The 19,798-nt window shown below is 68.6% G+C and carries 17 protein-coding genes; 9 read left to right on the forward strand and 8 right to left on the reverse strand.

The features are described 5' to 3' along the window. Positions 1 to 118 precede the first annotated feature (118 nt). The 3 genes from OCQ_RS06485 to OCQ_RS06495 all read left to right on the forward strand — a co-directional run bounded on the left by OCQ_RS06485 (position 119) and on the right by OCQ_RS06495 (position 5,228). Complete coding sequence (locus OCQ_RS06485) at positions 119 to 1,270, forward strand: metallophosphoesterase family protein (protein WP_008254730.1); 1,152 nt, start codon at positions 119 to 121, stop codon at positions 1,268 to 1,270. Beyond that, on the forward strand, positions 1,267 to 3,888 hold the full coding sequence (locus OCQ_RS06490; protein WP_008254732.1) for an AAA family ATPase: 2,622 nt from the start codon (positions 1,267 to 1,269) through the stop codon (positions 3,886 to 3,888). The genes OCQ_RS06485 and OCQ_RS06490 overlap by 4 nt, the downstream gene beginning before the upstream one ends. A gap of 95 nt (positions 3,889 to 3,983) precedes the next feature. Next, positions 3,984 to 5,228: an alpha/beta hydrolase gene (locus OCQ_RS06495; RefSeq protein ID WP_009955263.1), complete on the forward strand. Its 1,245-nt coding sequence runs from the start codon at positions 3,984 to 3,986 to the stop codon at positions 5,226 to 5,228. Here OCQ_RS06495 and OCQ_RS06500 read toward each other — a convergent pair. The 4 genes from OCQ_RS06500 to OCQ_RS06515 all read right to left on the reverse strand — a co-directional run bounded on the left by OCQ_RS06500 (position 5,215) and on the right by OCQ_RS06515 (position 10,670). After that, entirely contained in the window at positions 5,215 to 6,849 is a 1,635-nt protein-coding gene (locus tag OCQ_RS06500) for an ABC transporter family substrate-binding protein (RefSeq protein WP_050989410.1), read from the reverse strand. The genes OCQ_RS06495 and OCQ_RS06500 overlap by 14 nt on opposite strands. A 34-nt stretch (positions 6,850 to 6,883) precedes the next feature. Continuing rightward, positions 6,884 to 8,719 carry a dipeptide ABC transporter ATP-binding protein gene (locus OCQ_RS06505; protein ID WP_008254738.1) on the reverse strand — a complete coding sequence of 612 codons (1,836 nt, stop codon included), beginning with the start codon at positions 8,717 to 8,719 and terminating at the stop codon, positions 6,884 to 6,886. Next, positions 8,716 to 9,591, reverse strand: a complete 876-nt coding sequence (locus OCQ_RS06510) for an ABC transporter permease (protein ID WP_008254741.1) — start codon at positions 9,589 to 9,591, stop codon at positions 8,716 to 8,718. The genes OCQ_RS06505 and OCQ_RS06510 overlap by 4 nt, the downstream gene beginning before the upstream one ends. Before the next feature lie 101 nt (positions 9,592 to 9,692). After that, positions 9,693 to 10,670: an ABC transporter permease gene (locus OCQ_RS06515; protein WP_008254743.1), complete on the reverse strand. Its 978-nt coding sequence runs from the start codon at positions 10,668 to 10,670 to the stop codon at positions 9,693 to 9,695. 212 nt (positions 10,671 to 10,882) lie between these two features. Between OCQ_RS06515 and OCQ_RS06520 the strand changes: the two genes are divergently transcribed. Then, positions 10,883 to 11,374, forward strand: a complete 492-nt coding sequence (locus tag OCQ_RS06520) for a beta-class carbonic anhydrase (protein WP_014384073.1) — start codon at positions 10,883 to 10,885, stop codon at positions 11,372 to 11,374. Between the two features lie 74 nt (positions 11,375 to 11,448). On the opposite strand, the gene OCQ_RS06525 is transcribed toward OCQ_RS06520, so the two are convergent. Beyond that, positions 11,449 to 11,889, reverse strand: a complete 441-nt coding sequence (locus tag OCQ_RS06525; RefSeq protein ID WP_008254748.1) for a PaaI family thioesterase — start codon at positions 11,887 to 11,889, stop codon at positions 11,449 to 11,451. Positions 11,890 to 12,001: 112 nt separating this feature from the next. Between OCQ_RS06525 and cysD the strand changes: the two genes are divergently transcribed. The 3 genes from cysD to OCQ_RS06540 are packed head-to-tail and all read left to right on the forward strand — an operon-like array spanning position 12,002 to position 15,316. Beyond that, complete coding sequence (gene cysD, locus OCQ_RS06530) at positions 12,002 to 12,931, forward strand: sulfate adenylyltransferase subunit CysD (RefSeq protein WP_008254750.1); 930 nt, start codon at positions 12,002 to 12,004, stop codon at positions 12,929 to 12,931. Then, complete coding sequence (cysC, locus tag OCQ_RS06535; protein ID WP_008254752.1) at positions 12,931 to 14,772, forward strand: adenylyl-sulfate kinase; 1,842 nt, start codon at positions 12,931 to 12,933, stop codon at positions 14,770 to 14,772. Before cysD ends, cysC begins: the two co-directional genes overlap by 1 nt. Before the next feature lie 58 nt (positions 14,773 to 14,830). Continuing rightward, positions 14,831 to 15,316 (forward strand): Rrf2 family transcriptional regulator, encoded by a 486-nt coding sequence (locus tag OCQ_RS06540; protein WP_008254753.1) that lies wholly within the window; start codon positions 14,831 to 14,833, stop codon positions 15,314 to 15,316. A 17-nt stretch (positions 15,317 to 15,333) separates the two neighbouring features. Here the strand turns inward: OCQ_RS06540 and OCQ_RS06545 are convergent, their stop codons facing one another. Continuing rightward, positions 15,334 to 15,723, reverse strand: a complete 390-nt coding sequence (locus OCQ_RS06545; RefSeq protein WP_014384074.1) for a VOC family protein — start codon at positions 15,721 to 15,723, stop codon at positions 15,334 to 15,336. A 43-nt stretch (positions 15,724 to 15,766) separates the two neighbouring features. Next, on the reverse strand, positions 15,767 to 16,180 hold the full coding sequence (locus tag OCQ_RS06550) for a VOC family protein (RefSeq protein ID WP_008254757.1): 414 nt from the start codon (positions 16,178 to 16,180) through the stop codon (positions 15,767 to 15,769). Positions 16,181 to 16,246: 66 nt separating this feature from the next. On the opposite strand from OCQ_RS06550, the gene OCQ_RS06555 reads away from it, so the two are divergent. Continuing rightward, entirely contained in the window at positions 16,247 to 17,125 is an 879-nt protein-coding gene (locus OCQ_RS06555; RefSeq protein WP_008254760.1) for an LLM class flavin-dependent oxidoreductase, read from the forward strand. Between the two features lie 69 nt (positions 17,126 to 17,194). Next, positions 17,195 to 18,061 (forward strand): tetratricopeptide repeat protein, encoded by an 867-nt coding sequence (locus OCQ_RS06560; RefSeq protein WP_008254762.1) that lies wholly within the window; start codon positions 17,195 to 17,197, stop codon positions 18,059 to 18,061. A 16-nt stretch (positions 18,062 to 18,077) separates the two neighbouring features. On the opposite strand, the gene OCQ_RS06565 is transcribed toward OCQ_RS06560, so the two are convergent. Then, entirely contained in the window at positions 18,078 to 19,796 is a 1,719-nt protein-coding gene (locus OCQ_RS06565) for a potassium channel family protein (protein WP_008254764.1), read from the reverse strand. Positions 19,797 to 19,798: the final 2 nt, after the last annotated feature.

Raw genomic sequence — 19,798 nt, forward strand, 5'->3', positions numbered from 1 at the left:
CTGCGCCGGAATTTGCGCAGTGCCAAGACCTGCCGATCGAGGTCCCCCGTCTTGTCGGTGCGCAGACCTAAACTCGCGATGCCCCGGTAAACACGCAGTTCGAAAGGGGGTCGCCCGCATGCGATTCCTGCACACCGCCGACTGGCAACTGGGCATGACCCGGCACTTCCTCGCCGGCGACGCCCAGCCACGCTACTCGGCGGCCCGCCGCGACGCGGTTGCCGGTCTGGGGGCGCTCGCCGCGGAGGTAGGCGCCGAGTTCGTCGTCGTGTCGGGCGACGTCTTCGAGCACAACCAGCTCCCGCCGACGGTCATCGGACAGTCCCTGGAAGCCATGCGCGCCATCGGAATTCCGGTGTATCTGCTTCCGGGCAACCACGACCCCCTGGACGCCTCATCGGTGTACACCAGCGCGCTGTTCGCCGCCGAGCGTCCCGACAACGTCGTGGTGCTCGACCGTGCCGGCGTGCATCAGGTGCGCCCCGGCCTGGAGATCGTCGCCGCGCCGTGGCGGTCGAAGGTGCCGACCACCGACCTGGTCGCCGACGTCCTCGACGGCCTGCCCGCGGCCGCGGGCACCCGAATCCTCGTCGCGCACGGCGGGGTCGACGTCCTGGACCCCGACAAGGACAAGCCCTCGCTGATCCGGCTCGCCACCCTCGACGACGCGCTGTCCCGCGGCGCGGTGCACTATGTGGCGCTGGGGGACAAGCACTCTCTGACCCAGGTCGGCGACAGCGGCCGGGTCTGGTATTCCGGATCGCCGGAAGTCACCAACTTCGATGACGTGGAATCCGACCCGGGCCACGTCCTGGTCGTGGACGTCGACGAAACCGACCCGCGGGGCGCGGTCTCGGTGACCGCACGAGACGTCGGACGCTGGCGCTTCGTCACGCTGCACCGTCAGGTCGACACGAGCCGCGACATCGCCGACCTCGACGTGAACCTGGACCTGATGACCGACAAGGACCGAACCGTGGTGCGCCTGGCGCTCACCGGGTCGTTGACGGTCACCGACCGCGCCGCCCTGGACGCCTGCCTGGACAAATACGCGCGGTTGTTCGCCTGGCTGGGCCTGTGGGAACGGCGCACCGACCTGGCGGTGATCCCCGCCGACGGCGAGTTCAGCGATCTCGGGATCGGGGGATTCGCCGCCGCGGCGGTCGAGGAGCTGATGGCGACGGCGCGCGAGGAGGATTCCGCCACCGCCGGCGACGCCCAGGCGGCGCTGGCGCTGCTGCTGCGCCTCGCTGATCGGGGCGCGGCGTGAAGCTGCACCGGTTGATCCTGACGAACTACCGCGGCATCTCGCACCGGGAGATCGAATTCCCCGACCACGGCGTCGTGGTGGTGTGCGGCGCCAACGAGATCGGCAAGTCGTCGATGATCGAGGCGCTGGACCTGCTCCTGGAGTCCCGGGATCGGTCGACGAAGAAGGAAGTCAAGCAGGTCAAACCCACCCACAGCGACGTGGGCTCCGAGGTCTCCGCCGAAATCAGTTGCGGCCCCTACCGTTTCGTCTATCGCAAGCGGTTTCACAAGAAGTGCGAGACGGAGCTGACGATCATCACGCCGTGCCGCGAACAGCTGACCGGCGACGAAGCCCACGAACGGGTGCGGGCGATGCTGGCCGAGACGGTGGACAGCGACCTCTGGCATGCCCAGCGTGTGCTGCAGTCGGCGTCGACCGCCGCGGTGGACTTGTCCGGGTGCGACGCGCTGTCACGCGCGCTCGATGTGGCCGCCGGCGACAGCGGCGGGCTCTGTGGCACCGAGCCGTTGCTGATCGAGCGGATCGACACCGAATACGCGCGGTACTTCACCCCGACCGGGCGTCCGACGGGGCCGTGGGCCGCCGCGATCGCCCGGCTCGCCGACGCCGAGGCCGCGGTCGCCGAGTGCGCGGCCGCCGTCGCCGAGGTCGACGACCGGGTCGCTCGCCACGCCGTTTTGACCGAGCAGGTGGCCGACTTCTCCCAGCGGCGCATCGCCGCCGGCCCGCGCGTGGCGGCCGCCCGGGAAGCCGCCGACCGGATCGCCGAGCTCACCGCGCAGCAGCGCGAAGCCCAGTTGGTCGCCGAGGCCGCGGACGCCACCAGCGCCGCGGCGACCGCCGCCCACACCAGCCGTTTGCAGCTGCTCGCCGAAATCGACGCCCGCGCCGCCGCTGTCGCCGAAACGGAAGCCCAGGCGGACCAAGCCGCGTCCGCGCACGCGTCGGCGCGCGCCGAGGCCGAGGCGTGCGACGCCACGCTCCAGCGGGCCACGCAGGTCCTGGCCGACCTGCAGTGCCGGGTCGACGCCGCGCGCCGCGGCGTCGACCGGCTCGCCGACCTCGAGGAGGCCGACCGGTTGAGCACCCGGCTGGCCAAGGTCGACGCCATCGAGCGGGATCGTGAGCGAATCTGCGCCGAGCTCAGCACGATCGCCGTCACCGAGGAACTGCTGCGACGAATCGAGGACGCCTGCGCCGCGGTCGATCGCATCGGGGACCAGTTGGCGTCGACGTCGGCGGCGATCGAATTCACCGCCGCCGCGGACATTCACCTGGTGGTCGGCGGTGAGCGAATCTCGTTGTCGGCGGGGCAGAGCTGGTCGATCACCGCCGCCGGGTCCACCGTGGTCGAGGTGTCCGACGTCCTGACCGCCCGGGTCACCCCCGGCGCGACCACGCTGGATATCCACACGAAACATGCTGCGGCACAACAAGAAATGGCGGCGGCGCTGGCCGCCGCCGAGGTGGCCGATCTCGCCGCCGCGCGCTCGGCCGACCAGCGGCGCCGCGAGCTGGTGAGCGCCCGCGATCAGCTCGGCGCCACGCTGGCCGGTCTGTGCGGCGACGAGCAGATCGACGAGATGCGCTCGCGCCTGGCGCAGCTGCGGGCCCAGCACCCGGCCGAGCCGGCGCCCGGTGCCACGGACATCGGCGCCGCCCGCGCCGAACTCGACGCGGCCCAGCAGGGTCACGCGGCGGCGTCGACCGACTGCGAGGCTCACCGCCAGGCCGCCACCACCGCCGCCGCGGCGCTGGCCGAGTTATCCACCCGGGCAACCGTTCTGCAGAACACGTTGGAAGCCCAGCGGGCCGAGCTGCAGGCGACCGCGGGCCGGCTGGCCGCCGAGCGCGCCTCGGTCAGCGACGAGGAACTCGCGGCGTCGGCGGACTCGGCGTTGCGGGCCGCGCAGGCCGCGGACCAACGAGTCGGCGAGCTCGCCGCCGCCTTGGCCGCCGCGTCCCCCGATGCCGTTGCCGCCGAATTGGCCGAGGCCACAAAGGAAGCCGAGTCGCTGCGGGAGCGCTACGAAGAAGCCGCCCGCGCGTTGCGTGAGATCACCATCGAACTCTCGGTGTTCGGCAGTGAGGGGCGCCAGGGCAAGCTGGACGCCGCGGAAACGGAGCGCGAGCACGCCGCCACGGAGCACAGTCAGATCGGCGCGCGGGCCCGGGCCGCGAAACTGCTGCGCTCGGTCATGACGCGTCACCGCGACACCACGCGCAGACGCTACGTCGAGCCTTATCGCGCGGAGCTGCAGCGGCTCGGACGTCCCGTGTTCGGGCCGAGTTTCGAGGTCGACATCGACAGCGACCTGTGCATCCGTAGCCGCACGCTCAACGGCATCACGGTGCCCTATGAATCCTTGTCGGGCGGCGCCAAGGAGCAACTGGGCATCCTGGCCCGGCTCGCCGGTGCCGCCCTGGTCGCCAAGGAGGACGCCGTGCCGGTGGTCGTCGACGACGCACTGGGTTTCACCGACCCCGACCGGCTGGCCAAAATGGGTCAGTTGTTCGACAGCGTCGGCACTCACGGGCAGGTGATCGTGCTCACCTGCAGTCCCGACCGTTACGACGGTGTCCGGGGCGCGCATCGCATCGACCTCACCGCCTGAGGGCCGCTGACCTCAGCCGATACCGCCGGGTGTGACGACTCGGCGCGTGCCGGGATGCGCTGCCTGCAGAATGGGACCATGGCGGTCCGACACGAATGACGATGAACGCGAAGCGGAGCCGGGTGCAGCAGAAGCTGGCGGAATTGCCCGGTGTGCGCGCCGTGCGCCGGCCGATCTCGCCGCACAGCGCCGACGAGTTCGATCTGTACTACGTGCGCACGGGCCGCAAGTCCCGCCACCCGCTGGTCATCATCCCCGGCGGGCCGGGCGTGGCGTCGGTGCAGATGTACAAGGGACTGCGCAGGCGCGCGGCGGCGGCCGGTCTCGACGTCATCATGATCGAACACCGCGGGGTGGGGATGTCGCGCCACGACGATTCGGGTGCCGACCTGCCGCCGCAGTCCATGACCGTGAATCAGGTCGTCGACGACGTGGCGGCGGTGCTCGACGACGCCCACGCCGACTCGGCCGACATCTATGGCGCGTCCTACGGCACCTATATCGCGGCCGGAGTGGGTGTGCGCCATCCCGACCGCGTGCACGCGATGGTGCTCGATTCGCCGCTGCTGTCGCGGCACGACATCGTCATCGTGCGCCGGGCGATTCGCCGGCTGCTGCTTCGGGGCGACAGCCCCGAAACCGCCGCCTTGGCACCGAAAATGCGCAAACTGGTCGACGCCGGCGTCATGACCCCGGCGGCGACACACGTCGTCGCGACCATTTACGGCTACGGCGGCGCCGACCTGCTCGAGCGTCAACTCGATCTGTTACTGCAGCGCCGGAAACTCTTGTGGTGGACGCTATCCCGGTTCACCACCCTGAGCAATCTGCCGTTCCGCTACGAGGAAGATCTGGTGAGCCGCATCGCGTTTCGCGAGCTGGACTACGCCGCCGAACCCGACGGCCTGCCGCTGGACCCCGCAGTGGCCGAAAGCGAAGCGCGCACGCAGCGAGTGACTTTCGAGGACGAGCCCTATGACCTGCCCACGGAAATGCCGAACTTCAACTGGCCCACCGCGGTGATTTCCGGCGGCCGTGACCTCATCACCCCGCCGGCGGTGGCCGAGCGCGTCGCGTCGCTGCTGCCCGATGCGGTGCTCTTGAGCCTGCCGAGCATGGCGCACAGCGCGCTGGATTTCCGCGAGCCCGTCGCGCTCGCCGCCGCCGAGGCGGTGGGGCGCGGCGACCTGAAAGGGCTTGCCGCCCAAGCGTCGGCGCTGGACGCGCTGCCGCCGCGCCCCGAGGTGCGGCTGCTGTGGAAGTTGATCGAAACGGCGGCCGCCGCCGAAGGCGCGCTGCCGGTCCCCACGCGGCTGTTGCGCCGGCTCAGCTGCGCGTGAATCCGATTGCGGTGTAGTCCAGGTCGCCGAGGCCGGCCGCGCCGAAGTTGGCCAGCGTGCTGTGCACCGCGACGTCCCCGGGCGACTGGGTGAGCGGCAGGCTGAACCCCTCCGCCCAGATCAGCCGGTCGAGGTCGTTGGCCAGCGCCCGCGCCCTGTCGGGGTCGAGTTCTTCCAGGGTCCGCTCGATGGCGGCGTCGATCTGCGGGCTGCCGATCTTGCCGAAGTTGCTTTCCCCGTCGGACTTATAGATCTGGGTCAACGATGAGAGCGGGAAAGCGTCCCCGAGCCAACCGAATTGGGCGAGGTCGAAGTCTCCGACGTTGATGTAGTTGGTGAAAAAGCCGCTGCCCGCGCGGGCGACAAGCTCGAGCTTGACGCCGATTTGGGCGAGGCTGTGCTGGGTGATCTGGGCGAACTGTCGGCTGCCCTGGGCGTCGTAGAACAGGTCACGAATGACCAGCGGGCGACCGTCCTTCTCCCGGAACTGGCCGACCTGCTTCCAGCCCAGGGCGTCGAGCTCGCGCTTGGCCGCGGCCGGGTCGTAGGGAACCACGGCGCTGTTGTCCTGGTAGCCCTTCTGGCCCGCGACGTAGATGTGATTGCCCAGCGCCACCGGGTCGCTGGTGAGGCCGTACTGGACGACCTTGGCGATGGTCTGGCGGTCGATGCCCTTGGACACCGCGACCCGCAACGCCTTGTCGGCCAGGATCGACCCCGGGGCGCCGTTGAAGGTGATGTGCGACCAGGCCGGGGCGGGGGCGCGCCGGATGGTGATTCCCTTGGTGCGCTGCGCGATGGTCAGTTGATCGATGGTGCCGACCCCGGTGGCGTCGATCGTGTTGTTCTGCAGGGCCGGCAGCCGCGCGGCGTCGTCGAGCACCAAGTAGGTGATGTTGTCCAGGCGCGGTCGCGGGCCCCACCATTTCGGGTTGCGGCTCAACACGATCCGCTGGGTCGTCCGATCCAACGAGGTGGCGATGAATGGGCCGGCCGACGGGCCCGGCCCGTCCAGCTGGCCCTTGTTGAACGCCTCGGGGGTAGCCGTCATGCTCTTGGGCAGCAGCATCCCGTTGCCGGCGAACATGCCGCGCCACTCGGCGTACGGCTTGGCGAAGGTCATGACGGCCTGCCGGTCGTCGACGCCGCGGGTCACCGAGGCGACGCGCTCGGCGCCGCTGGGCCCGGCGATCTCGAAATTCTTGTCGGCGCCACTCAGCGCGTGGACCTGGCTGGCGATGTCCTCCCAGGTGATCGGGGTGCCGTCCGACCACACCGCCTTGGGGTTGATCGTGTAGGTCACCACTTGCGGTGCGGTTCCGGTCAGTTCGATGCTGGTGAAGTAGTTGGTGTCGACCGTCGTCGAGCCGTCCGGCCCGATGACGAAGGCTCGCGGCAAGGTGGCCTTCATCATCGCGGCGACCTCGGCGGAATTGCCGTCGATGTGCAAAATGTTGAAGTTCGGCGGGAAGGCGGTGAGCGCGAGTCGCAGGTCACCGCCGTCTCGCAGGGTGGCCGGATCGCGCGGGTTGATGTCGCTGGACGTCCCGATCCGCGCGTTTTGCCCCGTTTCCGGAATCAGGTTGATGGCCGGCGAGCAGCCCGACAGCGCCAGCGCCATCGCGAAAAGCGCCGCCGCCAACCGGATGCCGACGCTAGCCACCTGCGCCCGGATCGGGTCGCGGCACCGCGTCCAGCAGCTGCCGGGTGTATTCGTGTTGCGGGTTGTCGAAGACCTGCCGGCTGTCGCCCCGCTCGACGACCGTTCCGGAACGCATCACGACCACCTCGTGGGCGAGGTGCTTGATCACCGAAAGATCGTGGGAGACGAACAGATAGGACAAGCCGAAGAGCGCTTGCAGGTCGAGCAGCAGGTTGATGATCCCGGCCTGGATGGAGACGTCGAGCGCGGAGACGGGTTCGTCGAGCGCCAGGATCTTCGGTTGCAGAGCCAGCGCACGGGCGATGCCGATGCGCTGCTTCTGCCCGCCGGAGAACTCGGCGGGGTAGCGGACCGCGTCGGCGCGGCGCAGGCCCACGATCTCGAGCAGCTCGGCGACGCGCGCGTTGGTGCCGCCCTTGTCGACCCCGTTGGCGCGCAGCGGTTCGGCGAGAAGCTCGAACACCGGCAGTCGCGGGTCCAGCGAGGCGACCGGGTCTTGGAACACGACCTGAATGTCGCGTCGCAGCGACCGCCTGCTCGCCGGGCTCAGCGTCGTGACATCGGTGCCCAGCACTTCGATCGATCCCGATTGGGGCCCGGTGAGTTCCAGGATCTCGTGCAACGTGGTCGATTTCCCCGAACCGGACTCGCCGACGATGCCGAGGGTACGGCCCTGCCGCAGCTCGAAACTGACGCCGTCGACCGCGCGCACCTCGCCGGCGCGGCGGCGCAGCACGCCCTTGGTCAGCCGGTAGGTCTTGGTCAGGTCACGCACCCGGACGACGACCGACGAGTCATCGGGTCTCACCGACTGTGCCGTGGTGCTGACGCCGTAGATGTCCGCGGCGCTGCGGCCGCCCACCTGATCGGTGCGGATGCAGGCCGCCCGATGGTCGGCACCGACGGGAAGCAGTTCCGGCTCCTCGAGCCGACATTCGTCGATGGCCAGCGGGCAGCGCGGGGCGAACGGACAGCCGGGATCCAGACCGGCCAACGACGGCGGTGCGCCGGGGATCGGCACCAACCGGGTGCCCTGTGCGGCGTCCAGCCGCGGAACCGAGCCCAACAGCCCGACGGTGTAGGGCATTCGGCGGTCCCGGTAAAGGTCGTGCACCTCGGCGGATTCGACGACCCGCCCCGCGTACATCACCAGCGCCCGGTCGGCGAACTCGGCGACCACACCGAGGTCGTGCGTGATGATCAGCACCCCGGCCCCGGTGACGTCGCGGGCGGTTTTGAGGACCTCGAGGATCTGCGCCTGCACGGTGACATCGAGTGCGGTGGTGGGCTCGTCGCAGATCAACAAGTCGGGGTCGTTGGCGATCGCGATCGCGATGACGACCCGTTGCCGTTCACCGCCGGAGAGCTCGTGCGGAAACGCGCGGGCGCGTCGCTCCGGCTGGGCGATGCCCACCAATTCGAGCAGTTCGACCGCGCGATGACGGGCCGCCCGCCGTCCCACCCGCGGCTGGTGGATCTCGATCGCCTCGGCGATCTGGTCGCCGACGGTGTACACCGGTGTCAGCGCCGACATCGGATCCTGGAACACCATGCCGACCGTCTTGCCGCGGAACCGCGACATCGCGTCGTCGTCCAGGCCCAGCAGCTCGGTGTCGTGCAGCCGGACCGAGCCGCGCACCCGCGCGTACTCGGGCAACAGGCCCACGACCGCCATCGCCGAAACGGACTTGCCCGAACCGGATTCGCCGACCATGGCGACGACTTCGCCCGGTTCGACGCGGTAGCTGACGCCGCGGACCGCGGTCACCGGATCGCCGCCGGTCGCGAAGGTCACGGCCAGGTCGGTCACCTCGAGCAGGGGGCTCATCGCGCACCGCCCCGCACCGGGGTGCTGCCCGGGTCGAGCGCGTCCCGCAGGCCGTCGCCGGTCAGGTTGGCGCACACCAGGATCAGCACCAGCACCCCGGCGGGAAAGAGGAACACCCACGGGAACGTGGTCGCCGACTGGGTGCCATTGGCGATCAAGGTGCCCAGCGACACATCCGGTGGCTGGATGCCGAAACCCAGGAAGCTCAAGCCGGTTTCGGCCAGAATGGCCGAGGCGACGTTGAGCGCTGCGTCGATGATCAGGATGGACGCCACGTTGGGCACCACATGCCCGACAATGATGCGGCGGCTGGATACGCCCATATACCGTGCGGCACGGATGAATTCGCGCTCGCGCAAACTCATGGTCATGCCCCGCACCATGCGGGAACTGACCATCCAGCCGAATCCCGCCAGCAGCAGAACGAGCATCACGATGTTCGCCGAGTCCTTGGTGCGCGGCGTCACGATGGCGATGAGGATGAAGCTGGGCACCACCAACAGCAGGTCGACCAGCCACATCAGCACACGGTCGCGCCAACCGCCGAAATAGCCCGAGACCGAACCGACGGTGGCGGCGATGCCGGTGGAGATGACCGCCACGCACACACCGATCAGCATCGACTTCTGCATCCCCCGCAGGATCTGCGCCAGCAGATCTTGTCCCAGCGCGTTGGTGCCCAGCCAGTGGCGCGCGCTGGGCGGCTGCAGCAGCGCGGTGAAATCGAGGTCCTCGTAGGAATAGGGAAGCACCGCGGGCAGGGTGTAACAGCCCACGAACAGCAGCACCAACAAGATCAGCGACGCCACCGCGAACCGATTGCGCGCAAACCTGCGTAGCACCAGCGTGCGGCGCGAGGTGAAGTCCGCCACGTCGTGACTCGAAAACCCGTGGGCGCCATCGATATCCGCCGCGGAGGTCCATGAACGCCCCGCCGCCTCATCGCTTCGCTCTGCATCGTCGGCGGCGCGGGTCATGACACCCTGACCCTCGGGTCGAGAGCCGCGTAAAACACGTCGGAGAGCAGGCCGGCCAGCAACACCACCGCGCCGGAGAACACGGTGATGGCCGCGACGATGTTGGTGTCTTGCGTCGCGATGCCCTGCACCAGCCATTCGCCCATGCCGTGCCAGCCGAAGATCTTCTCCACGAACACCGCTCCGGTGACCAGCCCGGCCACCCCGTAGGCGAACAGGGTGGCCAACGGGATCAGCGCGGTGCGCAACCCGTGCTTGACCAACGCGCGCCGGCGGGTCAGCCCCTTGGCCCGCGCGGTGCGGATGAAGTCCTGGCCCAGGACGTCGAGCATCGCGTTGCGCTGATAGCGGCTGTATCCCGCCGCGGCCGCCAGCGCCAGGGTCAACGACGGCAACACCAAATGCCGCAACCGGTCGAAGAAGTGCGCGCCGGCCCCGCCGGACACCCCCGGCGATGTCTCCCCGGTGTAGTCGAAAATCTGCAGACCCACGGCCCAGTTCACCCGCAGCGCGGCCAGGATCAGCAGGTTGGCGATGACGAACGTCGGGGTGCTCAACACGAGCAGGGCCATCATGGTGACGACGCGATCGCTGAGCCGATACTGCCGAATCGCGCCCCACGCCCCGGCCGCGATGCCCGCGACGGTGCCCACCAGCGACCCGATGACCAGCAGGCGCAGCGTCACTCCGACTCGGCGCCACAGTGACTCCCCGACGGACTGCCCGGTGACGGTCTTGCCGAAGTCACCGCGGACGGCGTGTGAAGCCCAGTGCGCGTAGCGGATCGGGATCGCCTCGTCGAGACCGAGCGCGTGGGCCTTGGCGTCGATGACGGCTTGTGGTGGTCGCGGGTTGCGCTGCAACAGGCTGTCCAGCGGTTTGAAGGCCACCGACGTCAGGCAGAACGTCAGAAACGATGCCAGCGCCAGCAGCACGACGTAGTTGAGCAAGCGGCGGGCGAGAAACCGGGTCATACCCGTCCGCACAGCACGCGTCGCATTGGGACAGGTTATCGAGCCGGCGGCACGGCGTCGCGCGTGCAGCGCCGGGCGCGTTCGGTGAGCTTCAGATCTGCTTGATTCTCATGCGTGAATCGCGTGTGATCGGTTGTTAACATGCACCGCGGTACCGAGCCGTGCGGCGATTGCGGCACGCCTCAGACCGCGACACTGTCGAGGAGGCTTGCGTGACGGTTACCGATGACTTGCTGGGCAACAACGCCGAATATGCGAAGACCTTCAACGGGCCGCTGCCGATGCCGCCGGGCAAGCATGTGGCGGTCGTCGCGTGCATGGATGCGCGGCTCGACGTGTACCGCCTCCTCGGCCTCAACGAGGGGGAGGCCCACGTCATCCGCAACGCCGGAGGGGTCGTCACCGACGACGTCATCCGCTCGCTGGCCATCAGCCAACGACTACTGGGGACGCGAGAGATCATCCTGATTCACCACACCGATTGCGGGATGCTCACGTTCACCGACGACGACTTCAAGCGCACCATCCAGGAGGAGACCGGGGTCAAACCGCCGTGGGCGGCCGAGGCGTTCCCGGATGTCGCCGAGGACGTCCGGCAGTCGCTGCGGCGCATCGAGGGCAGTCCGTTCGTCACCAAGCAGGTCTCCGCGCGTGGCTTCTTCTTCGACGTCGCCACCGGCAAGCTCAACGAGGTCACGCTCTAGAAGCGCGCGCCGAGCGTGTAGCCACGGCGAAAAATCGGCCCGATCCCCGCCATCAGTGCACGTTCGGTGGCCCTTCAGCCGACCTTGTAGGTCGCCAAGGCCTTGGCCACCAGCGTGCCCCCCGAGTCGACGATCTCGGCCTCGCAATTGACCAGCGATCGGCCGCGTCGCAGCACCCGGCCGATGCCGATCACGTCGGTGGCCCGAGCCGGGGCCATGTAGTCCAGCGCCATCGACACCGTCACGCCGCGTAGTTCCGGCGGGGCTGGGACGCCGCACCACGCCGCCGCCATGACGGTGAGGTCGGCGAGGGTGGCGATGGCCCCACCGTGAACCATGTCGCCGAGCGTCACGTTGGACGGGTCCCAGGGCAGCCGCAGCCGCACCTCGTCCTCCTCGAGCCGGTCGGCGACGATGCCCAGCTTGACGACGAACGGGGACTGGGGGATGAACTGCGCGATGACGTCGCGGCCGCTGGGCGCGGGCGGGCGAGAAGGTCCGGGGTGAGAAGTCATTCGTCCATGTTTTCGCACCCCAGGTTGACAGGTCCAGCGCCAGCTGGTCTCATATATCGCTAAGATGCCAAATATGGTCAGTTCTGCCAGGTTTTAGCGAGTGAAGGAAGCTATGACCAGTGATCTGAAGGCGGCCCCCGCCGTCGGACAGTACGAATTGAGCCACCTGCGCTCGCTGGAGGCAGAGGCGATCCACATCATTCGGGAGGTGGCCGCCGAGTTCGAGCGGCCGGTGCTGCTGTTCTCGGGCGGCAAGGACTCCATCGTCATGCTGCATCTGGCGCTGCGGGCGTTCCGTCCGGGCCGGTTGCCGTTCCCGGTGATGCACGTCGACACCGGACACAACTTCGACGAGGTGATCGCGACCCGCGACGAGCTGGTCAACGAGCACGGAGTGCGCTTGGTCGTCGCCTCGGTCCAGGAAGACATCGACGCCGGGCGGGTGGTCGAGCCACGTCAGGGGCGCAACCCCATCCAGACCGTGACCCTGCTTCGCGCCATCCGGGAGAACAAGTTCGACGCGGCGTTCGGCGGGGCGCGCCGCGACGAGGAGAAGGCCCGCGCCAAGGAGCGTGTGTTCAGCTTCCGCGACGAGTTCGGTCAATGGGATCCGAAGGCGCAGCGGCCCGAGCTGTGGAACCTGTACAACGGCCGGCATCACAAGGGTGAGCACATCCGGGTCTTCCCGCTGTCCAACTGGACCGAGTTCGACATCTGGTCCTACATCGGCGCCGAGAACATCGCCCTTCCGTCGATCTATTACGCGCACCGGCGCAAGGTCTTTCGCCGTGACGGCATGTTGTTGGCGGTCGATAAGAACATGCAGCCCAACGCCGACGAGCCGGTGTTCGAGGCGACGGTGCGCTTCCGCACCGTCGGGGACGTCACGTGCACCGGATGCGTGGAATCGCAAGCCGCCACCGTCGACGAGGTCATCGCCGAGACCGCGGTGTCCCGGCTCACCGAACGCGGGGCGACCAGGGCCGACGACCGGATCTCGGAGGCCGGCATGGAAGACCGCAAACGACAGGGATACTTCTGATGGCCACCTTGCTGAGGCTCGCAACCGCGGGTTCCGTCGACGACGGCAAGTCCACCCTGATCGGCCGCCTGCTGTATGACTCCAAGGCCGTCATGGAGGACCAGTGGGCCGCGGTGGAGCAGACGTCCAAGGACCGCGGCCACGACTACACCGACCTGGCGCTGGTGACCGACGGCTTGCGGGCCGAACGCGAGCAGGGCATCACGATCGACGTCGCCTACCGCTACTTCGCCACTCCCAAGCGGAAATTCATCATCGCCGACACCCCCGGCCACATCCAGTACACCCGCAACATGGTGACCGGGGCCTCGACCGCCCAGCTCGTGATCGTGCTCGTCGACGCGCGGCACGGCCTGTTGGAGCAGTCACGCCGGCACGCTTTCCTGGCGTCCCTGCTGGGCATCCAGCACATCGTGCTCGCGGTCAACAAGATGGACCTGATCGGTTGGGACAAAGAGAAATTCGAGGCGATCCGCGACGAGTTCCACGCCTTCGCCGCTCGGTTGGACGTGCACGACGTGGCCACCATCCCGATCTCCGCGCTGCACGGCGACAACGTGGTGACGAAGTCGGACCAGACGCCGTGGTATGAAGGGCCGGCCTTGTTGTCGCACCTCGAAGAGGTGTACATCGCCGGCGATCGCAATATGGTTGACGTGCGGTTCCCGGTGCAGTACGTCATCCGGCCGCACACCCGCGAACATCAGGACCACCGCAGCTACGCCGGCACCGTCGCCAGCGGCGTCATGCGCGCCGGGGACGAGGTCGTGGTGCTGCCCGTCGGCAAGCACACCCGCATCACCGCGATCGAGGGCCCGAATGGTCCGGTGGAAGAAGCGTTCCCGCCGATGGCCGTGTCCGTCACCCTCGCCGACGAGATCGACATCTCGCGGGGAGATCTGATCGCCCGCACCCACAACCAGCCCCGGGTCGCGCAGGAGTTCGACGCGACGGTGTGCTGGATGGCCGACGGCGCGGCGCTCGAGCCCGGCCGCGATTACGTCATCAAGCACACCACCCGCACCACGCACGCCAAGGTGACCGCGCTCGACTACCGCCTCGACGTCAACACGCTGCACCGCGACAAGTCCGCGACGGCGTTGAAGCTCAACGAGCTTGGCCGCATTTCGCTGCGCACCCAGGTTCCGCTGCTCCTCGACGAGTACACCCGGAACCCGAGCACCGGGTCGTTCATCCTCATCGACCCGCACACCAACGGCACCGTGGCCGCCGGCATGGTGTTGCGCGACGCGTCGGCGCAGGCGGCGAGCCCAAACACGGTGCGGCACAAGCCTTCGGCGATCGCGCAGGCCCGGCCCCGCGGCAAGACGGTGTGGTTCACCGGTCTGTCCGGCTCCGGCAAGTCGTCGGTGGCCATGCTGGTCGAGCAAAAGCTGCTCGAAAAGGGGTCTCTGGCTTACGTTCTCGATGGGGACAACCTGCGGCACGGTTTGAACGCCGACCTGGGCTTTTCCATGGCCGACCGCGCCGAGAACCTGCGCCGGCTCGCGCATGTGGCGGCGCTGCTCGCCGACTGCGGCAACGTCGTGCTGGTGCCGGCGATCAGCCCGCTGGCCGAACAACGCGAATTGGCCCGCAAGGTGCACGCCGACGCCGGGTTCGAGTTCATCGAGGTCTTCTGCGACACCCCCATCGACGAATGCGAAAAGCGTGACCCCAAGGGGCTGTACGCGAAGGCGCGCGCCGGTGAGATCACCCAGTTCACCGGGATCGACAGTCCGTATCAGCCGCCGGCGAATCCCGATCTGCGGCTCACCCCGGACGGCACCATCGAGGAGCAGGCGCAGCGGGTCCTCGACCTGCTCGAATCGCGCGGGTAGCACGCCGGTGCCGCCCGGCTGCGCCGAAATGCCCGCACCGGATGGCACAATCCTGAGAGTGCGCATGTCAGCGAAGGCGGAGTACGCCGTGCGGGCGATGATCCAGCTCGCCACGGTGTCCGACGGGACGCTGGTGAAGACCGACGACTTGGCCCAGGCCCAGGGCATCCCGCCGCAATTTCTCGTCGACATCCTGACCAACCTGCGCACCGACCGGCTCGTGCGCAGCCATCGTGGCCGTGAGGGCGGCTACGAATTGGCCCGCTCCGGCAGCGACATCAGCATCGCCGACGTCCTGCGCTGCATCGATGGGCCACTGGCCAGCGTCCGCGACATCGGACTCGGGGACCTGCCGTATTCGGGACCGACCGCCGCGCTCACCGACGTCTGGCGGGCGCTGCGCGCCAGCATGCGGTCCGTGCTGGAACAAACCACCCTGGCCGACGTCGCGACCGGCGGCCTGCCCAAGCATGTGGCGCAACTGGCCGACGACTATCGGAAACAGGAGAGCCAGCGGCACGGCTCGGCGCGCACCGGCGACTAGGCAACGTGCACAACGGCTCAGCCGCCCGACCCGTAGGGGCGGGTGAGGATCTCCATGGCATGACCGGAGGGGTCGGTGAAATACACCCCGCGTCCGCCGTCATTGTGGTTGATCTCGCCGGGACGCGTGGCGCCCGGATCGGCCCAGTGCTGCATGCCACGAGCCCGGATCTTGTCGTAGATCGTGTCGAACTCCTGCTCGGACACCAAGAAGGCGTAGTGCTGACGCGGGATGTCCGCGCCGTCGGGGGCATCCGCGTAGTCCAGGGTGGCACCGTGCTCTAGTTCGACAACCATGAAGTGGCCGAACGGCTTTCGGCTGGGCAGCCCGAACAGCTCGGTGAGAAACTCGGCGGATTCTCGTTTGTCGCGCGACGCGACGATGGTGTGGTTGAAACTGATGCTCATAGTTCTGTCCAGTCAACCACCGCACGCCCCGCGCGACAACGCGCTACTTCGGCGCGGTCAGCTCCAGGGCGATGTTGTCGGGGTCGCGGAACTCCAGTATGTAAGACGGCCCGATGTCCTTGATCGGCTCGTGAGTGACGCCAAGGTCATCGAGATGCGCTGCCGCCGAATCCAATTCGTCCCTAGTGGTGAGCCGGAACGCGATGTGGTCCAGCCCGACGCGATTCTCGTCGAAGCGGCCCGCGGCGACGGGCCGCAGGCCGAGCAGCGTGCCGCCGAGGTCGTAGATGACACCGCCGAACAAAAAGCTCAACTGATTGCGGGTGGCTTCGTCGGCGTTGTCGGGGACCTCCAGCAACACCGGCCAGCCGAACACGCTCTCGTAGAACTGCCGGGATCGCTCGATATCGGTCACGGTCAGTCGGACATGCGCGATGGAAGTGCTGGTGAAGTCCATTCGGTCCATGGTTCCACTGATGGGTCGCATGTTAAACATGCCAGAATCGCCGTCGTGCAGATAGCGATGACGATGCCGGTGATGGAACCGGATCTGGATGCGACGGTGCTCGAGACCTGGGCGCGCACCATTGACGAGGGGCCGTTCTCGTCACTGTGCTGGGGTGAGCGCATCGCGTTCGACAATCCGGACAACCTGACGCTGCTGGGCGCGCTGGCCGCCTGGACCGATCGGGTGCGGCTGCTGACGACGGTGATCGTGCCGCAACTGCACGACCCGGTCATGCTCGCCAAGGGTCTGGCGACCGGCGACATGCTCAGCGGCGGCCGGTTGACCGTCGGCATCGGGGTGGGCGGCCGGCACGAGGATTACCACGCCGTCGGCGCCGACCCCGCCACACAGACCATGCGCGGCATGGCCGAACGGGTGGCGGTGATGAAGCGCGTCTGGGCGGGGGAGAAGACCACCGACTCGGTGCGGCCCGTCGGTCCGGCGCCGGTGCAGCCCGGCGGTCCACCGCTGTTCGTCGGCAGTATCGGTCCGAAGACCATCCGCAGCGCCGCGGCGTGGGCCGACGGGCTGGCGGGCACCACCCTGGACCTCGACGTCGCCAAGCAGAACGAGCTGTTCGACGTCACGCGAGACGCCTGGGCGCGGGCCGGCAAGCCCAAACCCCACCTCATCACCTCGTTTTGGTTCGCTTTCGGGTCCCCCGAGGAGTCCCGCGCCCAGGTGCACCGCCATCTACGTCGCTACATGAACTGGATACCGGCCGAATACGTCGACGCCATGGCGCCGATGACCGGGTGGGCCGGCAGCGAAGACGAGCTGCTGGACGTGCTGCGCCGGTTCGAGGAGATCGGCACCGACGAGGTTCAGCTCATCCCGACGAGCTCGGATGTCGATCAGCTGCGCCGCGCCGCGGAGGTCGCCGGGCGGCTGTAGTCCAGCTCGGGCCGAGCGGCGGCACAGGGTGAATTGCCGCATCGGCGCCGCGGGGTTTTCATTAGCGACATGACGCAGCAGGAGTTGCCCGCCCCGCTGGCCGAAATGACCGGGCTGATGGCGCAGTGCGCGAACAACGGCGATTTCGCCGGGGCCGCGCTGCAGGCGAACGAGCTGGTGACCCTGTGCCGGGCAACGCTGGGGGAGCGCGATCCCAACGTCCTCGAGCTCAAGGTGGCGCTGGCCACCGTGCAGCTGCGGGCGGGCGAGGACGCCGCCGTCTACGCCGACCTAAAGGAGTTGATACCCGATCTCGTCGAGGTGCTCGGTCGCGATCACCTGAGCACCTTGACCGCGCGCCACCTGCTGGCCGGTCGCCAACAAGCGCCGGTGTCGTCGCTGTCCGAATGGTCGCAGCTCGTCGCCGACGAACAGCGGATTCTGGGGCCCGACCACGAGAGCACGCTGATGGCCCGCGAGAGGGTCGCCGAGAAGCGTTGGGAGACCGGTGATTTCGCCGGAGCTATGACCGAGGGCCAACATGTGCTCGCCGCGCGGCGGCGGGTGCTCGGCGACGACCACGCCGACACCCTCGGGACGCGGTTGATGCTGGCGATCTGGCGAGGGCGGGCCGGTGACATCCCCGCGGCGATCACCGAACTCGAGTGGCTGATCGGCGAGCTGCGCGACAAGCTGGGCAGCGACCACGTTCATCTGCTCATGGCGCGGCACATGTTCACGCTGTGGGCCCCGAACCGGGCCGGCGTGACGGACGGGGTCACCGCATGGGAGGCGCTGGTCGAGGAGGAATCCCGCGTCCTCGGCGACGAGCATCCGGTGACAATCGCGGCCCGCCAGGAATTGGCCGGCTGGTGTGCCCGGCACCGCGCCCGCGCGGGCGAACCCGACACCCCGGTGGACTGGTCCGCCTCCTGACCTGGATGTGCGGGCGTCAGGTCGCCGCTTTGTCCGCCGGGCGCTCGTCGTCGACGGCAGGCTCCTGCGGTGGCTGCCCCTTGCGCAGCGTCTCCAGCAGCTCCCGGTACGGCCCGACCAGGTAGACGGTGTCGCCGCCGCGAAGCCAGGCGTCGCGGCGCGGGTGTAGCTCGACCGGGGCGTCCCGACGGGTGATGGCGATGACCCGGGTCTGGGTGGACATTTCGAACATCCGCAGCCCGTCGAGTTCGCTGCCGGCCGCCACGTGCATGGCGCCGACCATGAAGGATCGCTGCCCGACCGAGAACGTGCCCAGCACCTGCAAACCCATCGCGGCACCGATGAACCACGGGGCGGCCAGGTCGACCGTCGACCGGACGTTCTCGAACCCGAACCGCTTGGCCACCGCGTCGCCCAGCGTGCGGTCGTAGATGCGCAGCACGATCGGCACGTCGGGCCGGTTGACCTCGGGCATCACCCGGGGACCCAGCATCTCGCGCAGCACGATGCCGATCTCGATGTTGACCATGTCGTCCTGAGTCAGCACGGCCACGGCGCGGGCGCGGTCGACGCGGGCCGACTCCAGCGTCTGGCGCAGCGTGGCGTCCCCGAAGATCACCGGCACGTCGAGTTCGGCCGCGGTCGACAGGAACCGGTTGTTCTCGTCGCGTTCGATCACCGCGACGTCGTATCCGGCCGCGGTCAGATCGCCGACGACGCGGCTGCCGAAGGACCCCAGCCCCACCACGATGATGTGGTCGCGCAGGTGGCGCGCCCGCCGGACGCCGGCCGATTGCAGGACGCGGCGCGACAACAGCAAGTCCGCCACGAAGGCGACGAGCAGCGCGGTGGTGGTCACGCCGGCGAACATCAGGCCGACGGCGAAGATGCGTAGCCACGCGGATTGTTGGGCGAAGGTGAATTCGCCGTATCCCACAGTGGTGATGGTCTCCGCGGTGAAATACATTGCGTCAAGCCAGGACAGGCGCGGCTTCGTGTAGGAGAAGTGCACGACGATCGTCGACGCGAGCAGCAGGGTGAGCGCGAGCAGCATGGCGGGGAAGAGCAGGGGGTTGACGTCGTCGCGCATTGCGCGTGCGGCGTCCGAGGCCCGCCGCACCCACGAGCGGCGCGAGCGCGTCGCGGTCGGCCGGGGCGTCTTGATGCCGCGGGCGGCCAGTTCGTCGGCGCTGCCGATCATGGCGGTCCAATCACCGGCGCGCACCCGATGGTCGCGGCCCGGACAGGGCACCACCTCGCCGGGGGTGGCGGCGTCCTGGCCGTGGATCACGGCCACCGGTGCCAGGTCGCCGTAGATCTCTCGAAGGGTCGCGTCGCGTGGCGCCTCGGCGCCCGACACGACGAAGTTGATGCCGGCCGCCTCGACCGGGTGGGTGTTGCTCGCCAGGCACGCCTCGACGACCGACGGCGCCGCGAGGTCGGCGACATCGAGGATGGCCCCGGGGCCGTTGTCGGCGGCCACCGCTCCCCGCAGCACGTCGTTGCCCAACCGGGCGACCACGCGCAGATTCGGATTCGTTTTCCTTGCCAATAAAGCGTTTTCGAGATTCTTGGCGTCGTCACGCCCGGCGCAGACGATGGCGCTTGCTTGGGTGAGGTCCGCGCCGGTGAGGTCCTCGCTCGGCAGCTTGACGACTGTGGCGCCCGCGCGGTTCAGTTCCGTGGCGATCGTGGTCGCGAGCACGTCGTCGCCGCTGACGATGATGCCACCCATAA

The organism is Mycobacterium paraintracellulare (genome assembly GCF_000276825.1).
GTDB lineage: Bacteria > Actinomycetota > Actinomycetes > Mycobacteriales > Mycobacteriaceae > Mycobacterium > Mycobacterium intracellulare.

Excerpts from the sequence above, each read along its gene's own strand:
- OCQ_RS06485 (WP_008254730.1), top strand. The coding sequence starts at position 119 with ATGCGATTCCTGCACACCGCCGACTGGCAACTGGGCATGACCCGGCAC.
- OCQ_RS06500 (WP_050989410.1), bottom strand. The coding sequence starts at position 6,849 with ATGGCGCTGGCGCTGTCGGGCTGCTCGCCGGCCATCAACCTGATTCCG.
- OCQ_RS06565 (WP_008254764.1), bottom strand. The coding sequence starts at position 19,796 with ATGGGTGGCATCATCGTCAGCGGCGACGACGTGCTCGCGACCACGATC.
- OCQ_RS06550 (WP_008254757.1), bottom strand. The coding sequence starts at position 16,180 with ATGGACTTCACCAGCACTTCCATCGCGCATGTCCGACTGACCGTGACC.
- cysD (WP_008254750.1), top strand. The coding sequence starts at position 12,002 with ATGACCAGTGATCTGAAGGCGGCCCCCGCCGTCGGACAGTACGAATTG.
- OCQ_RS06525 (WP_008254748.1), bottom strand. The coding sequence starts at position 11,889 with ATGACTTCTCACCCCGGACCTTCTCGCCCGCCCGCGCCCAGCGGCCGC.
- cysC (WP_008254752.1), top strand. The coding sequence starts at position 12,931 with ATGGCCACCTTGCTGAGGCTCGCAACCGCGGGTTCCGTCGACGACGGC.
- OCQ_RS06555 (WP_008254760.1), top strand. The coding sequence starts at position 16,247 with ATGACGATGCCGGTGATGGAACCGGATCTGGATGCGACGGTGCTCGAG.
- OCQ_RS06515 (WP_008254743.1), bottom strand. The coding sequence starts at position 10,670 with ATGACCCGGTTTCTCGCCCGCCGCTTGCTCAACTACGTCGTGCTGCTG.
- OCQ_RS06495 (WP_009955263.1), top strand. The coding sequence starts at position 3,984 with ATGACGATGAACGCGAAGCGGAGCCGGGTGCAGCAGAAGCTGGCGGAA.
- OCQ_RS06545 (WP_014384074.1), bottom strand. The coding sequence starts at position 15,723 with ATGAGCATCAGTTTCAACCACACCATCGTCGCGTCGCGCGACAAACGA.
- OCQ_RS06560 (WP_008254762.1), top strand. The coding sequence starts at position 17,195 with ATGACGCAGCAGGAGTTGCCCGCCCCGCTGGCCGAAATGACCGGGCTG.
- OCQ_RS06505 (WP_008254738.1), bottom strand. The coding sequence starts at position 8,719 with ATGAGCCCCCTGCTCGAGGTGACCGACCTGGCCGTGACCTTCGCGACC.